This window comes from Streptococcus sp. UMB0029, from assembly GCF_002871495.1.
Lineage (GTDB): Bacteria > Bacillota > Bacilli > Lactobacillales > Streptococcaceae > Streptococcus.
This window is the reverse complement of record NZ_PNGD01000001.1, coordinates 15,665-31,626: the sequence shown is the minus strand read 5'-3', so window position 1 is coordinate 31,626 and position 15,962 is coordinate 15,665. Positions and strand designations below refer to the sequence as shown.

General features: G+C 32.5%; 12 protein-coding genes and 2 pseudogenes. All 14 read left to right on the top strand.

Translation table 11 applies throughout. From position 1 onward, the window contains the following. The first annotated feature begins 44 nt into the window (after window positions 1-44). Window positions 45-2,849, top strand: a complete 2,805-nt coding sequence (gene lanM / locus CJ239_RS00160; RefSeq protein WP_102210123.1) for a type 2 lanthipeptide synthetase LanM — start codon at window positions 45-47, stop codon at window positions 2,847-2,849. Beyond that, entirely contained in the window at window positions 2,849-4,972 is a 2,124-nt protein-coding gene (locus CJ239_RS00155) for a peptidase domain-containing ABC transporter (protein WP_080710225.1), read from the top strand. Before lanM ends, CJ239_RS00155 begins: the two co-directional genes overlap by 1 nt. Before the next feature lie 12 nt (window positions 4,973-4,984). Continuing rightward, window positions 4,985-5,155, top strand: a complete 171-nt coding sequence (locus tag CJ239_RS00150) for a hypothetical protein (protein ID WP_000757485.1) — start codon at window positions 4,985-4,987, stop codon at window positions 5,153-5,155. A gap of 33 nt (window positions 5,156-5,188) precedes the next feature. Then, window positions 5,189-5,917 (top strand): ABC transporter ATP-binding protein, encoded by a 729-nt coding sequence (locus tag CJ239_RS00145; RefSeq protein ID WP_042900987.1) that lies wholly within the window; start codon window positions 5,189-5,191, stop codon window positions 5,915-5,917. After that, window positions 5,910-6,647 (top strand): ABC transporter permease, encoded by a 738-nt coding sequence (locus CJ239_RS00140; protein ID WP_042900986.1) that lies wholly within the window; start codon window positions 5,910-5,912, stop codon window positions 6,645-6,647. The genes CJ239_RS00145 and CJ239_RS00140 overlap by 8 nt, the downstream gene beginning before the upstream one ends. A gap of 12 nt (window positions 6,648-6,659) precedes the next feature. Then, window positions 6,660-7,370, top strand: coding sequence for a hypothetical protein (locus tag CJ239_RS00135; protein WP_042900985.1), 711 nt, complete (start codon window positions 6,660-6,662; stop codon window positions 7,368-7,370). A gap of 540 nt (window positions 7,371-7,910) precedes the next feature. Next, window positions 7,911-8,132 (top strand): helix-turn-helix domain-containing protein, encoded by a 222-nt coding sequence (locus CJ239_RS00130; RefSeq protein WP_016397755.1) that lies wholly within the window; start codon window positions 7,911-7,913, stop codon window positions 8,130-8,132. A 303-nt stretch (window positions 8,133-8,435) separates the two neighbouring features. Beyond that, on the top strand, window positions 8,436-8,669 hold the full coding sequence (locus tag CJ239_RS00120) for a hypothetical protein (protein WP_001022845.1): 234 nt from the start codon (window positions 8,436-8,438) through the stop codon (window positions 8,667-8,669). 84 nt (window positions 8,670-8,753) lie between these two features. After that, window positions 8,754-10,261, top strand: a pseudogene (locus tag CJ239_RS00115) (tyrosine-type recombinase/integrase). An 81-nt stretch (window positions 10,262-10,342) separates the two neighbouring features. Continuing rightward, window positions 10,343-11,194, top strand: a complete 852-nt coding sequence (gene ylqF / locus CJ239_RS00110; protein ID WP_102210122.1) for a ribosome biogenesis GTPase YlqF — start codon at window positions 10,343-10,345, stop codon at window positions 11,192-11,194. Further along, window positions 11,181-11,960 (top strand): ribonuclease HII, encoded by a 780-nt coding sequence (locus CJ239_RS00105; protein ID WP_102210121.1) that lies wholly within the window; start codon window positions 11,181-11,183, stop codon window positions 11,958-11,960. The genes ylqF and CJ239_RS00105 overlap by 14 nt, the downstream gene beginning before the upstream one ends. 16 nt (window positions 11,961-11,976) lie before the next feature. Beyond that, a complete protein-coding gene (locus tag CJ239_RS00100) occupies window positions 11,977-13,527 on the top strand; it encodes a ClC family H(+)/Cl(-) exchange transporter (protein ID WP_102210120.1) in 1,551 nt (516 codons plus the stop codon). Between the two features lie 187 nt (window positions 13,528-13,714). Next, window positions 13,715-14,229, top strand: a pseudogene (gene tnpA, locus CJ239_RS00095) (IS200/IS605 family transposase). A gap of 718 nt (window positions 14,230-14,947) precedes the next feature. Next, on the top strand, window positions 14,948-15,962 hold a 1,015-nt coding region (gene xerS, locus CJ239_RS00085), incomplete at its 3' end, for a tyrosine recombinase XerS (protein ID WP_102210118.1).

Here is a 15,962-nt window from a genome sequence, read left to right as displayed (position 1 = left end):
TTGACGATATAGCCCAGTATAATGCTTTTGAATAGGAGATAATTATGACAGTTGAAAGTTATTTAAATAAAATTGAAAAATCAATTACTTCAGGTACTATAGAGGAAAATTATGAAAGTACATTTTATACTTTTAATAATCAATTTTCAAAGTACTTTATTAACTCTTTATCGAAAGATATACGACGTTATCTTTCAGAAGGATCTATAGAGATGCTAGAAAAACAATTTTATTCTGAGATATATTATTTGACAATTCGTACTCTGATTGATGATTTTTACAATTGGCAAAGAGTTAATGAGAGTGTACCGAAAGAAGAAAGATATCATAGATACTGTTTAAAATTGGGGACGGTTCCTTTTTTTAAAAAAATTAAGAAAGCATACCCAGTCTTATTTATTAAAATTTTTCATTTGCATCAACATACGATTAATTTAATAGAGGAAGCAATGTTATCAATCATTAGAGATAAAGATGAAATTAAGGAGCGTATAGGATTCAATTTTGATGATGGAATCAAAGAAATTGTACTTTCTACTGGTGATAGGCATAACGGGGGAAAGACTGCAGTTATATTTAAAAATAATAATGATGATAAAATTTTATATAAGCCTCATTCATTAAATAATGACGTATTTTTGGAGAATTTTTTTAGTTTAGTTAATAGAAGTTTACCTTTAAAATTATACCATCCTAAATCAATTTCAAAAAAAAATTATGGATGGCAGGAGTTTATAGAGTTTCAAGAATGTAATCTTGATAATGATTACGAAGATTACTTTTATAGATATGGTGAACTTCTTGCAATAGCTTATGCACTGCAAGTGACAGATCTCCATAAAGAAAACATAATAATGAGTAAGAATTATCCGATTGTTATTGATTCTGAGACTTTATTTACAAATCCAGACTTAAACTGCAACAGGAATTCAACTATTCAAAACCCTGAAACTGTACATGATCTATTTCAAAAGTTTATCAAAGACTCAGTTTTAGACACATTATTGTTACCAAATAATTTTCAAAGCTCTTTATTTGATTTTGATTTAAGTCCGCTGACTAATTATCAACAATTATCTGAAAATATTACTAGATTTACAATAGAAAATGATTTTTCACATAATATTCATTTAAAAGAAGTACATGTAGTACTTCCGAGTAGTAATGTCAAAAAAGAAACTAATAAATTTTATGGTAAGATAATTGATGGATTCAAAGCTTGTTATACTATACTTGAAAATCGTAAGAATTATTTTATTGAAGAAATAAAATTATTGTCAGAAAAATATCCTCTATATCTGAGACAGGTTCTAAGACCAACTATGGTATATGTTAAGTTTTTAGAAGCTTCAACTCACCCAGATTACCTTACGGATATCAAAAATCAGAGAAAGCTATTTCAAAAACTTAATAGCTCGTCATATAAATTAGACAGTACTTTAGGCAAGCAAGTAGAAATTGAAATTAATAGTTTAATGAAAGGAGATGTACCGTACTTTTATACAAAATTTAATAGTCTGAGTATTTATTCTATGGAAAATAAAATTTGTAATTTTTATGCTACATCTATCCAAAGTAAACTACTTGAAAGATTTCAAAAACTGGGAAATAAGGATATGTTAAAGCAGTTGCATGTGATTTTTTTATCTTTATCGACAGTTAAAGATACGACTTTCTCTGACATAAATCAAAGCCCATTACACGATTTTATTATTCCTGTTAATGACGAAAATTCTCTAGTATTAAAGGTCGGCGACTATGTTAATCATCAAGTCGTTTGGAATAATAATAATGAGTTTTGCATACTTCCTTCTGTTAGTCAGATTGATGATAAGAAAGTTATTTTACCAGTTTCTTATTGCCTGTATGATGGTGGTGGAGTAGTTTTACTATTATATTATCTATATTTAAAATTCAACGAAGAAAAGTATAAGATAGTTGCGGATGGTTTACTAAAGGGGTTCGAGTCAATGATTGAAATTGAAACAAATAGAAACTTTTCGGCGTTTAATGGCATTGGATCAGTAATATATATATATTATTGCCTTTTTACACTAACATCGGAACCAGACTATCATGAAAAATATAAGTTTTACTTAGCAATGCTAGAAAAACAAGATATTCCGTTAGATCAACCAATTGATTTTTTAGGAATATCCAGTTTAATTATTTTATTATGTAATATTTATAAGATAGAACATAGCTCAAAACTTTTTACACTATTAAAAAAGTGTATTAATTATTGTATTTCACAATTAGATAATATAACAGTAACAGGTTTAGCACACGGTTATTCTGGAGTGGCAATGTCATTATCATATTACTATGAAATAAATCCTAGTACAGATATATTAAAATGTATAGAGAAATTACTACATAAAGAAGATGAATGTTTCAATAGTATATTAAAAAATTGGAAAGATATAAGAAGAAATCATGATGACTCCTTTCCTAATTTTTGGTGTTATGGAGCTCCGGGCATTTTGTTAGCTAGAAAAGAAATTTTCGATAAAACTAATATTGGGAATAATGATTTATCAATAATTGAAAATGTATTATCTAATGTAGAAAAAATAAGAGAATTGAATTTATGTCATGGTTCTGTAGGTACTATCAGTTGTCTTGATGCAATATTGAAAGATGAAGAAAACCTATTAATAAAAGAATCTATAGATTTGTATTTTGATAATGTCGTTTCTCAGGTTATCAAACCAGAATTAAGTACGGATTTGAATACTATGAATACATTTTCTTTTATGCTAGGAGTATCTGGAGTTGTCTATGAAATATCTCGAAAACAAGATGATAGATTACTGAATGTTTTATTACTAGAGTTAAAGAGGACATGATGACTAGAAAAGTACCTAATATTGAGCAAATGTCTCAAATAGAATGTGGTTTATGTTGCTGTTTGTCCATACTACATTTCTATAAAAGCAAAGAGACATTACTAGATTTAAGACGTGATATAGAAAAAGGGAGAGATGGTTATAGTATAGGTGACTTGAAACAGTTATTGAATAAACGAAATTTTGATACTGGTTCATATCAAGTTAAAGATGTAAATAAAATTAGTGAACTTCCGTTACCATTAATAGCATTTTGGGATAATCAACATTATGTAGTTATTTACAAAGTAAAAAAGAATAAGGTCTATATAATGGATCCTTCTAAAGGATATGTAAATTATGAGTTTAAGGAGTTTTCAAAACATTTTAGTAATATAGTACTGCTATCATTTCCTAACGAAAATTACCAATCTTTGAAGTCACAGTTTCCTTCACCATGGATAAGAGTATTCTCTAGTTTTTCAAAGGTAAAAGGTCGATTGATTTTGACGTTGCTATTTTCAATAATAAGTTACTTAATAATACTTTCCGTACCAGTAATGACTTCAAAGTTTATTAATTCTGCATTAGGTAATACATTTTCTTTTCAAACCTCGTTTTTAATTTTATTTTCTCTACTTTGTTTGTACCTTATTTCTATCTTGGCTAGGAGTATGGGAATTCTATTTTCTAATATATTTTTTAGTAGAGATATTGAAAGTTTTACATTTAAGCATTTGCTTAAACTACCATATAGTTTTTTTGAACTCAGGGCAAAAGGAGATATTTTATACAGAATCTCTAGTCTTAGTGGTTTTAGGGAGTTATTTACTAACCAAGTTGTTGGGGGAGTAGTAGATATTGGAATTATTCTAAGTGTTGTAATATATATGTTTCTTAGTTCAAAAACACTAGCAATTATAGCTCTTATATTGAGTTTAATCAATTTTTTGTTTCTGTTTAGTACTAGAAAAATAATGTATGATACGGTTAATAGAGAATTACAAGAACAATCATTGATTTACTCAGTAGAAACAGAAGCATTAAATACTATTTCTTCAATAAAAATATCGGGATTAGAAGATGAAATATATGAAAACTGGTTTAAGCATTTAAAAAACGTATTGACAAAGTATAAGGAACGAAGTATTGTGTATATTTTATACAATTCAGCTACTAATGTATTTCAATTGTTCGCTCCTATAATTATATTGATTTTTGGACTTGATAATGTTTTAAATGGAAAAATTTTATTGGGTGAGGTTGTCGCATTTCAAACTATGGCATCAATTTTATTTAGTTCAGAAATCTCAATATTTAATGCTTATACGCAGTATATTTTGGCAGCAGGATACTTAAATAGAGTAAATGATATCTGGCTTGAAAATGAAGAGAATGTTGAAAATGGTCTTAAAAAGTGTTCTTTAGAAGGTAGAATAGATATTAAGGACCTATCTTTCTCTTATTCCAAAGACTCAGCTCCTGTAATAGAAAATTTAAATTTGACTATTGAGTCAGGACAGAGAATTGCACTAGTCGGTCAATCGGGGTCAGGAAAAAGTACGTTATTAAAAATACTATCAGGATTATATAAGATTGATACAGGAAAAGTTTTATTTGATGGTATAAATATTAATCAAATAGATAAAAAAATATTAAGTCAAAATTTAGGAGTAGTTCCACAAGATTCGTTTTTATTGAACAGAAGTATTCTTGATAACATAACTTTAAAGCACGAAGTTACTTCACAAAAGATAGAGGAAGTTTGTAAAGCAGTTCAAATCTATGATGAAATCATGGCTATGCCGATGAAATTTAATACTATCATCTCAGAGATGGGTTCAAATATTTCAGGTGGTCAAAGACAACGGATAGCACTGGCACGTGCATTAATAAATAATCCTAGTATTGTAATTTTAGATGAAGCAACTAGTGCATTAGACACTATTAATGAGGAAAGAATAACAAAGTATATAAAAAGTCAGGGCTGTACTCAAATAATTGTAGCTCATAGATTGTCAACGATTAAGGATGCGGATATTATTTTTGTAATGAAAGGTGGTAAGATTGTTGAGTCAGGAAATCATAAGTACTTAATGGCTCTTGGTGGAGAGTACTACAGCTTATATACAAAAAGGAAATGAGGTGTAAAGAAAATGAAGAAAGTAAATGAATATGTAATTTCAACAGCAGCCTCACTAGGGGTGATGATTGGAATAGTATTTGCAATTTTTTTAGATTTTCCAGTTGAATATGGTATTTCTTTAGGCTTGTTGAATGGAATAGTATTGGGTTCGCTGATTTTTTACAAAAACAATAAGAATTAAGCACAATTTTTTGCTGTAAACTAAGGAGTAGAGATGGCTATAGTTGAAATTATAAATCTAACAAAAAGATTTAAAGATATTGAAGTTATTCATAACACTTCATTTTATTTAAATAAGGGAAAAGTATATGGTTTTGTTGGACCAAATGGGGCTGGAAAAACTACAATTATCAAAATGATTCTAGGGATTTTAAAACCAGATTCTGGGAAAATAACTATTTTTAATCAAACCGTAGAACAGAATTCCGAAAATATATTATCTAGGATAGGATTAGTCTTGGGACCTTCATTTTATGGTCATCTTGATGCTTATAAAAATTTGAAGTTAATAGCAAATATGAAAGGGCTTAGTTTAGATACTGAAAGACTTAATGAATATCTATCAATGGTAGGATTAAAAGATGTTAAAAAGAAAAAAGTGAAAAATTTTTCAATGGGTATGAAACAACGTCTAAGTATAGCTGCATCATTGTTAGGTAGTCCAGAAATATTAATTTGGGATGAACCAATCAATGGACTTGATCCACAGGGTGTAATTGAAATTAGAAGTTTAATCCGTTTTCTACAGGAGAAAAAAGGTATTACATTTTTAATATCAAGTCATATTCTTAGTGAACTGGATAAAGTGATATCTGATATTATAATTATAAATTATGGGAAAGTTGAATTTTTTGGTTCTTGCCACAACCTTTTACAAAAGTATAATTGTCGAAATCTGGAAGAAGCCTACTTAGCTTGTTTAGCTGGAGGTGAATATGATTAAATTAGAGTTTCTAAAGCAGAAAAAAAGCATCTTATGGTTTGTTATTATTTTTCCAATAATTCTGAATGCTTTGTTATATATAGACTTAACTTTTAGGTATCGAGGTTATTTATTGGTGCATCAAAATGAACTTGCTTTATCTAATTGGCAGTTAATTTTTAAAGAACAAACAATATTTTATTTTTCTGAACTATTTTATTTAGTTCTATCTTTAATAATTTACGAAGTGTTTGCAGTAGAATTTAAAAATGATGCATGGTTAACCGTAATTTCATTGCCATTTAGAAACAAGTACACAATAAATTCTAAATTACTCATTACAGTGGTTTACACATTTACTTTTTGGTTGTCTGATTATATTAGCTTATACGTTATTGGGAAGGCTATTGATAACAGTTTAGAGATTGGTTTGATTTTCTTTTTAAAAACATTTACCATTCAATTAATTTCCTCGTTGATGATAATGTTATTATATTTTCTAACTTTAGTACTTATAAGGAAAATTTCTGGAATAATACCAATTGGTATTATAATGATGATATTAACAATTAGCATATACTACAACGATTATAATTTTAAGATTTACTTACCATTTACTTATCTTTCTCATGCTTTTAGAGTGACTGAAAGTCAATTTTATATGATTTTACTATCTAATATAATAATCATCGTACTTTTTTATATATTAATTCGTAAATTGAACGAAAGAAGTTTTGAGATGAAACTTTAATAGGTAATAAAAATGAAGTTACTTAAAAATGAATTGATTAAGAGTAAAATATTTTTATTTATTATTGTTGACATCTGTATTCAGATTCTAGTCATTCTAGCTATAAAAACATATATTTTAGATATTTCAGCATCATACTCAGAACTTGCTTATAATAAGTATTGGTATGTTTTACACACTGTAATATATATGCTAATGATCTTTCCGATACAAATTTTGTATCAAAATCTAAGAGAGGCATTGATTGAAGATAATAATAATGGTTGGAATATCATGGTGATTAACACTAATAATCTCGCGAAAATCATCTATATAAAAGTAACGATAAATATCGTAAGATGTTTTATTTGTTATTTTGTTTATACAATTTTTTCTTTAATTCAATTAGGTGGTATGGGAACTGATATGTTATTTCCAAATATAATATTTCCCAATATAATGTCATTTCTTTTATTTTTACCTATAGCTATCTTTATGCAAATTTGCTGTATAAGATTTGATTCCATTTTAGCTAAGGCCCTACCTAATATTTTGCTGATACTTATTGTTTTAACCACGTTTCAGAGTGATTGGAATATATTTATACCTGCAACTTATTATTATACAGCAATTCAGTCAACTACAAGCTTAGGTATTAAATTATTAGTTTGTATCTGGATTATGGGATTTGAATTTTCCCTTCTTCCAAAACTAATAAAATTGAAAGAACAAAATCTAGTTTAAATGTTGCTCGAAAATTAAATAATTTAATACGATTAACAATGAAACAATAAAACGTGAGTCATGACTTCAAAGTAATTGACTTTACGATTTTGGTTTTTTACGCTTAATTAAGCAAATTGTATTCACTTTATCAAGTTGTTATTACTCTAAAAAACGTCTAACAGCTATAGAGTGTCTGTTTGTTTCTCTTTACTTTTATTTTAAATAATTCATTAACCTTCCGTAAATTCCCAATAACAAGGTGTATTGAAGAAGTCTGAGACAAAATAGTTCTCAGTCACAAAAAAGCTAGAGATTCCCATTGGTGAACAGCTCCCTGTCAAGTAGACAGTAAATAATATAAAATCTTAAGCGACCTGATTCCTGAATTCCAGTGGAGTCAGGTTGTTTTTTGACCGTCTTTTTTAATATTGTCTTACCCATAATAGATATGCTTATGAGATATGTTTAATAAATTAATCTTAGTTCAAAATGTCCAATTTGGACACTTTGAATGATTTCTTAGTTTTATATATTATACTTTTCTCAGGAGAAAGCGAGATTTACAGACGTTTGAGAGATTTGAGGGAAGATCACGATTTGACCCAAAAACAAATAGCTAAAATACTTTCGTTTACAAACTCAGCTTATGCTAAAATTGAACGGGGTGAGCATACGTTAACAGCAGATGTATTGGTAACTCTCTCAAACTTTTACGATGTCAGTACAGACTATCTATTGGGATTGACAGATTTTCCTGATAAAATTCGCTTTAGAAAATAATCTCCTCAATTTCATAGAGTGTGAAAATGAGGAGATTTTTTATTTGTTCTTTGACAATTGAATAGTCCAAAATGGTACTTTCCTCATTTGTGGAGCAGTTTTGAATGGCTCGCCATGATAAGAGCGATATTAAAACCATCAATAAAATAAAGCGATACTTTATATGCCATGATACAAATGATATACAATGATACTTCTGACCGTTCAGGCTGCCACCGTAAAAGAGCAGTAAGTGAAATTCTTATGATGACTTCATCAGTCATGCCATGGAGGAGAAAATATTTTTTTAGGAAGGATAATGACATGAATATAAAATATATATCTGTCGAAAATTCCATTGCAGAATGGGCTGATAAAAAGGGAATTCTAAAAAGATGGGATGGTTTAAATCAATATACATTGAACAGATGGATTAAAGAAATGCGAGAAAACAGAACATTTTCCATGTATGTAATTAACCCAACCCATAAACTTGTTTTCATTAATCTAGAAGGATTTGAAAGTTTCTTAAGATGGAAGCAAAAGCGGACAAAATAAGGAAGTCATGGTATAATATAGGATAGTTATTTATTCTATACAACAATGATTTATTTCTTTTTAAGAGTTAAGAGGAATTAAATTATGTATTATGTAACTAAAACAAATTCAAAAGGGCAACCCTTATATCAAGTGGTTGAAAAGTACAAAGATCCACTAACAGGAAAGTGGAAATCAGTAACTGTAAGTTATACTAAGAATACTAGTAGGGCGAGGAAACAAGCTGAAAGAGAGGTTCTTGATAAAATAGATAGACTAACTACTTCATTTGAAAGTCAGTATAGTCCTGAACTGATTACAACATTTGGAGAGTTAAAAGAAAATTGGTTTCAGACTTGGTGTGTCTCTGTTAAACCACAAACAATTCAGAGAGAACTACTGGTTATGAAACGACTTGGGAAAATTATAGGAGATGATTTTTTGTTAGATAGGATTACTCCACTTCTGATGAAAAATAGTCTCAATAAATATTTAGAAATATATGATGCATCGCCTTCAACAATGACTCATATAAAAAGTACTTGTAATAAGATTTTTAATCATGGTGTGTTATATAATGTCATTAAGTTTTCTCCAATGACTGCGGTAAAACTAGATATTTCACTAGAGAAAAGGCGTAAAGCAAAAGAAAGACATGATTCTAAATTTCTAGAAATCCATGAATTACATGCATTTTTTGATGTGTTACGCCAATGCAGAAATGCAAACTATTATGATCTTGCTATAGTATTGTTGCTTACAGGTATTCGAATTAGTGAAGTAGCATTTTTACCATCAGATATTGATTTTGAAAGAGGAATCTTGCATATTGATAAGGCACTTCAATATCATTGTTTAAAAGTTGAACAATTTCATTTTGATACAACTAAAACACTCAATTCAATTAGAGAAGTAGCTTTGCCTGAAGCTGCAAGCGAAGCTATTAAAAGGACAATACAGAGAAATAAAGAGTTTGATGCTTGTATAGAGAAACATCCCTGTCCTGCTTTTACACATTCTGAAAGTGTGTTTAGAACAGAATACGGCTCTCCAATAACATCAAGCACTTTTCGTCAAATTTTGAAACGAATAGAAGGAAAATTATTGACAAATTGTTTAAGTGACTATGGTTTTAAGTGGGTAAAACATGTTACTCCCCATTCGTTTAGGCATATGCATATTAGTTACCTTCAAAGTAATGAGATGCACATAGCAGTGAAAGATATTATGACTAGAGTAGGACACGCTAACTTTGAGACAACAATGGGTTATACACATAATATAAATCGTTCACAAGAAAATACTGTAAAAGCCTTAAATTAATTTGTAGAAAATCACAATTTCCATTTTGAAGAATTGAAAAGTTATACCTGTAAATATTCCAGAATGATTGAAAAATTCATTGAAACTAGTGATAATAGCAATAAAGTAGAATTAAGTGTTGATGAGTTCAAAGACTTGTTACATCTTAGTCTACGTTACTCACCTAAAAATATTGTTTCAAATTTACTATTAAAAATCAAAAAAATATTGTCAAATACCATCCACAGTTTGATATAAAGATTGTGAAATCAAGTGAGAATCAAATCAGAGGTTTTTCCATTGCATGGTAGTTTTGGTGTTCGCTTGGTGTTTAGACAACAGTAAAATAAAATAGGGGCTCTAAACCCTTGCTATGAAAGGAAAAAAACTCAATGGCTACTATTCAATGGTTTCCTGGTCACATGTCTAAGGCTCGTCGACAGGTGCAGGAAAATTTAAAATTTGTTGATTTTGTGACGATTTTGGTAGATGCACGCTTGCCTCTATCTAGTCAAAATCCTATGTTGACAAAGATTGTTGGTGACAAACCAAAACTCTTGATTTTAAACAAGGCAGACTTGGCAGATTCAGCAATGACCAAGGAATGGCGTCAATATTTTGAATCACAAGGAATTCAGACTCTGGCTATCAACTCCAAAGAGCAAGTGACTGTAAAAGTCGTAACAGATGCGGCCAAAAAACTCATGGCTGATAAGATTGCTCGCCAGAAAGAACGTGGGATTCAGATCGAAACCTTGCGTACCATGATTATTGGGATTCCAAATGCTGGTAAATCAACGCTTATGAACCGTTTGGCTGGTAAGAAAATTGCTGTTGTCGGCAACAAGCCTGGTGTGACCAAAGGTCAACAATGGCTCAAAACTAACAAAGACTTGGAAATCTTAGATACGCCAGGGATTCTTTGGCCTAAATTTGAGGATGAAACTGTTGCACTTAAGTTGGCCTTGACTGGAGCTATCAAAGACCAGTTGCTTCCTATGGATGAGGTAACTATTTTTGGCCTCAATTATTTCAAAGAACATTATCCAGAAAAGCTGGCTGAACGCTTCAAACAGATGAAAATTGAGGAAGAAGCGCCTGTTATTATTATGGATATGACCCGCGCCCTCGGTTTCCGTGACGACTATGACCGTTTCTACAGTCTCTTCGTGAAGGAAGTCCGCGACGGCAAACTCGGTAACTATACCTTAGATACATTGGAAGACCTCGATGGCGACGATTAAAGAAATCAAAGAACTCCTTGCTACGGTCAAGGAGTTAGAAAGCCCTATTTTTTTAGAGCTTGAAAAGGATAATCGCTCTGGAGTTCAAAAGGAAATCAGCAAGCGTAAAAAAGCCATTCAAGCTGAATTGGATGAGGATCTTCGTTTGGAATACATGCTTTCCTATGAAAAAGAACTTTACAAACAAGGATTGACCTTGATAGCAGGTGTTGACGAGGTTGGTCGTGGTCCTCTGGCGGGGCCTGTAGTTGCTGCAGCCGTCATCTTACCTAAAAATTGTAAGATTAGAGGTCTCAACGACAGCAAGAAAATTCCTAAAAAGAAACATCTGGAAATTTATCAAGCCGTTCAAGACCAAGCCTTGGCAATCGGCATTGGTATCATGGATAATCAGGTTATCGACCAAGTCAATATCTATGAAGCGACCAAACTAGCCATGAAAGAAGCAATCTCTAAGCTCAGTCCGCAACCTGAACATCTTTTGATCGATGCCATGAAACTGGAGTTACCCATTTCACAAACTTCCATCATCAAAGGAGATGCCAACTCCCTCTCGATTGCAGCAGCTTCTATAGTAGCCAAGGTGACACGTGATGAATTGATGAAGGAATACGACCAGCAGTTCCCTGGCTATGATTTTGCTGCTAATGCAGGATATGGAACCGCTAAACACTTGGAAGGACTGAAAAAACTAGGAGTTACCCCAATTCACCGAACCAGCTTTGAACCCGTTAAATCACTGGTTTCAGTAGAAAAAGAAAGTTAAGTTAGAAGGAATGATTATGGAGGAGCAGTCAGAAACACTCAGTTCCAAGAAAGAATTTGCCTTTGCCTCAAGCACTATATTATCCCAAGTTGGACGAGGAATCATTGTCGGGCTCGTCGTAGGGCTCATCGTCGGATCCTTTCGGTTTTCAATCGAAAAAGGCTTCCACCTGATACAAGGACTTTATCAAGATCAAGCGCACCTAGTGCGCAATCTTTTTATCATTGGTCTATTTTATTTAATAGTTTGTTGGCTCAGTGCGAAATTAACTCGATCAGAAAAAGACATCAAGGGTTCAGGAATTCCTCAAGTTGAAGCCGAATTAAAGGGACTGATGACTCTCAACTGGTGGGGCGTACTTTGGAAAAAATATATTCTAGGAATTTTGGCTATTGCTAGTGGCCTTATGCTAGGGCGTGAAGGACCAAGCATTCAACTCGGAGCGGTTGGTGGTAAAGGTATTGCCAAGTGGCTTAAATCCAGTCCAGTAGAGGAACGTTCCTTGATTGCAAGTGGAGCTGCAGCAGGTTTAGCCGCAGCCTTTAATGCACCGATAGCAGGCCTCCTCTTTGTTGTAGAAGAAGTTTATCACCATTTTTCACGCTTTTTCTGGGTCTCAACTCTAGCAGCCAGTCTCGTAGCAAACTTTGTCTCATTGCTCATATTTGGCCTTACACCCGTACTGGATATGCCAGATAATATCCCACTCATGACCCTAGATCAGTATTGGATTTACCTTCTCATGGGAATTTTTCTAGGACTTTCTGGTTTTCTCTATGAAAAAGCTGTACTCAATGTTGGTAGAGTTTATGATTGGCTTGGTCAAAAAATACATTTGGATAGAGCTTATTACCCAATTCTTGCCTTTATTCTCATCATACCAGTCGGAATCTTCTTGCCACAAATCCTTGGCGGTGGAAATCAGCTGGTTCTTTCCTTAACTGAGCAAGATTTTAGTTTCCAAGTTTTATTAACTTACTTTTTGATTCGCTTTGTTTGGAGCATGATTAGCTATGGAAGTGGCCTTCCAGGAGGAATTTTCCTACCAATTTTAGCTCTTGGTTCCTTACTCGGTGCCCTAGTTGGTGTTATTTGTGTTAACCTTGGACTTATCAGTCAGGAGCAATTCCCTATATTTGTCATTTTGGGAATGAGTGGTTACTTTGGAGCAATATCTAAGGCACCCTTAACCGCTATGATTCTGGTAACCGAAATGGTAGGAGATATTCGCAATCTCATGCCACTTGGATTAGTAACCCTAGTTTCCTATATCATCATGGATTTACTTAAAGGTGCGCCAGTCTATGAGGCCATGCTAGAAAGAATGTTGCCAGAAGAAGCAACAGATGAAGGAGAAGTCACCCTCATTGAAATCCCTGTTTCAGATAAAATAGCAGGGAAACAGGTTCATGAACTCAACTTACCACACAATATCCTTATTACAACCCAAGTCCATAATGGTAAGAGCCAAACAGTTAATGGCTCAACGAGAATGTATCTGGGTGATATGATTCACCTAGTAATTCCAAAAAGTGAAATTGGGAAAGTCAAAGATTTGTTGTTGTAGATCTTATTTACATAATTTGTATTATGTAAAAACTTGATTATGTGACTATTAGTCCGTCTCGCTCCGCTAGGTGCGAGACAAAAAAACCACCCGCTATGGGGGTGCGCGTCGAAGGTTATACCCAAAAAACTCCAAACGCGATACAATAAAGGTGTTCAAGCCAATTGTAAAGCGAAAGGAGAAAAATATGGCGCAAAAGGCACATAGTTTATCACACACAAAGTGGATGTGTTCTATCACATTGTGTTCACCCCTAAGTATAGACGAAAAGTCATTTATAATCAATATCGAAGTAGTTTAGGCGAAATATTTTATCGCTTATGTAGTTATAAAGGTGTTGAAATTATCGAAGGTCACTTAATGCCTGATCATGTACATATGTTAGTCAGTATTCTACCGAGGATAAGTGTTTCAAGTTTTATGGGGTATTTAAAAGGTAAAAGTGCATTCATGATGTTTGATAAACACGCCAACCTCAAGTATAAGTTTGGGAATCGGCATTTCTGGGCGGAAGGTTATTATGTGAGTACGGTTGGACTCAATGAAGCCACAATTAAGAAATATATTCAAGATTAAAGAAATTATCCAGTGGATGATTTCTTCACGAGTATGAAAATTTGAGAACGAGTAAAGCATGATATAGCACTAGATAAATTAAGTGTAAAAGAATATGAGGATCCTTTTAGGGATAGTGATAAGTAATACTAAAGCCTCTTTAAGAGGCAAGTGACGAGTCAAGAGCAATAAGGCTTGAACAACGTGAAAGCCAGCGTCTTTAGGCGCTGGCTGGTAATTTGGGCTTATAGCCCTGATTCAAACCACGTCCAGCTTCGCCTTACCATACTCAAGTACAAGCCTGCGGCTAGCTTCCTAGTTTGCTCTTTGATTTTCATTGAGTATAAAAAATACATTAGAAAACCGATTCTCAGTAATGAGATCGGTTATTTTTTACTGATGAGGCATTTCACATACAAATAATTGAACTTTGGTAAAATAAGACTATAATTAAGTTAGAAATAGTAAACCATAAAAGCTAGAAAGGAGTTTACTGTATCAAATCTGTACAGTAAGATTAAAATCATGAAAAAGAAAACAATAGCAATTATACAATGTATTTTGTATCTCATAGCTCCTTATGTAGCTCTTCAGTTATGTAGAATGAACAGAAGTATCGTTACTGATAATCTCTTTTTTATTTTCCTTATTCTGTTGACTATTTCATTCTGGTTTAGTATTTGGAAACTAGAAAAAGCACTAGATAATGATTCACAATAATAACTCCAAAGATTTATATCCGTTTTATACAGGTTTAAGTCTTTTTTTAAAAGCTCTATAACATCTTTCCGAAAAACTATAATTTTCTTGAAAAATATATAAATCTATGCTATACTACTAGTAGACTTATTTATGGAGAAAATACATGAAACGTGAGATTTTACTGGAGCGAATCGACAAACTAAAACAAATCATGCCCTGGTATGTTTTGGAATACTACCAATCTAAGCTTGCTGTTCCCTACAGTTTTACAACCTTGTACGAATACCTCAAGGAATACGATCGATTTTTTAGCTGGGTTTTAGAGTCTGGAATTTCAAACGCTGATAAACTGTCTGATATTCCTTTATCAGTCTTGGAAAATCTGTCTAAGAAAGATATGGAATCCTTTATCCTTTATCTACGTGAACGTCCTTTGCTGAATGCCAATACAAGCAAACAAGGTGTTTCTCAGATAACCATCAATCGGACCTTGTCAGCCCTTTCTAGTCTTTACAAGTATCTGACCGAGGAAGTCGAAAATGACCAGGGAGAACCTTATTTCTATCGAAATGTAATGAAAAAAGTTTCAACCAAGAAAAAGAAAGAAACGCTTGCTGCTAGAGCTGAAAATATCAAGCAAAAGCTCTTTCTAGGTGATGAAACAGAAGGTTTTCTGACTTATATCGACCAAGAGTACCCACAACAGCTCTCAAATCGCGCCTTATCCTCCTTTAATAAAAATAAGGAACGTGATTTAGCCATTATTGCCCTTCTCTTGGCATCTGGTGTCCGTTTATCTGAAGCTGTTAATCTGGATCTAAGAGATCTCAATCTTAAGATGATGGTCATTGATGTCACTCGAAAAGGTGGCAAACGTGACTCGGTCAATGTCGCAGCCTTTGCAAAACCTTATTTAGAGAATTATCTAGCCATTCGAAATCAACGCTATAAGACGGAAAAAACAGATACAGCCCTCTTTTTGACACTCTACAGAGGTGTTCCCAATCGTATCGATGCTTCCAGCGTGGAAAAGATGGTTGCTAAGTACTCTGAGGACTTCAAAGTACGTGTAACCCCCCACAAACTGCGTCATACCCTAGCAACTAGGCTCTATGATGCGACCAAATCGCAAGTTTTGGTTAGCCACCAGCTAGGACACGCCAGTACTCAAGTCACTG

What these genes read in the sequence shown, in the direction of transcription:
- ylqF (WP_102210122.1), top strand. Translation starts at nt 10,343, where the DNA reads ATGGCTACTATTCAATGGTTTCCTGGTCACATGTCTAAGGCTCGTCGA.
- CJ239_RS00145 (WP_042900987.1), top strand. Translation starts at nt 5,189, where the DNA reads ATGGCTATAGTTGAAATTATAAATCTAACAAAAAGATTTAAAGATATT.
- lanM (WP_102210123.1), top strand. Translation starts at nt 45, where the DNA reads ATGACAGTTGAAAGTTATTTAAATAAAATTGAAAAATCAATTACTTCA.
- CJ239_RS00105 (WP_102210121.1), top strand. Translation starts at nt 11,181, where the DNA reads ATGGCGACGATTAAAGAAATCAAAGAACTCCTTGCTACGGTCAAGGAG.
- CJ239_RS00120 (WP_001022845.1), top strand. Translation starts at nt 8,436, where the DNA reads ATGAATATAAAATATATATCTGTCGAAAATTCCATTGCAGAATGGGCT.
- CJ239_RS00140 (WP_042900986.1), top strand. Translation starts at nt 5,910, where the DNA reads ATGATTAAATTAGAGTTTCTAAAGCAGAAAAAAAGCATCTTATGGTTT.
- CJ239_RS00100 (WP_102210120.1), top strand. Translation starts at nt 11,977, where the DNA reads ATGGAGGAGCAGTCAGAAACACTCAGTTCCAAGAAAGAATTTGCCTTT.
- CJ239_RS00135 (WP_042900985.1), top strand. Translation starts at nt 6,660, where the DNA reads ATGAAGTTACTTAAAAATGAATTGATTAAGAGTAAAATATTTTTATTT.
- CJ239_RS00150 (WP_000757485.1), top strand. Translation starts at nt 4,985, where the DNA reads ATGAAGAAAGTAAATGAATATGTAATTTCAACAGCAGCCTCACTAGGG.
- CJ239_RS00155 (WP_080710225.1), top strand. Translation starts at nt 2,849, where the DNA reads ATGACTAGAAAAGTACCTAATATTGAGCAAATGTCTCAAATAGAATGT.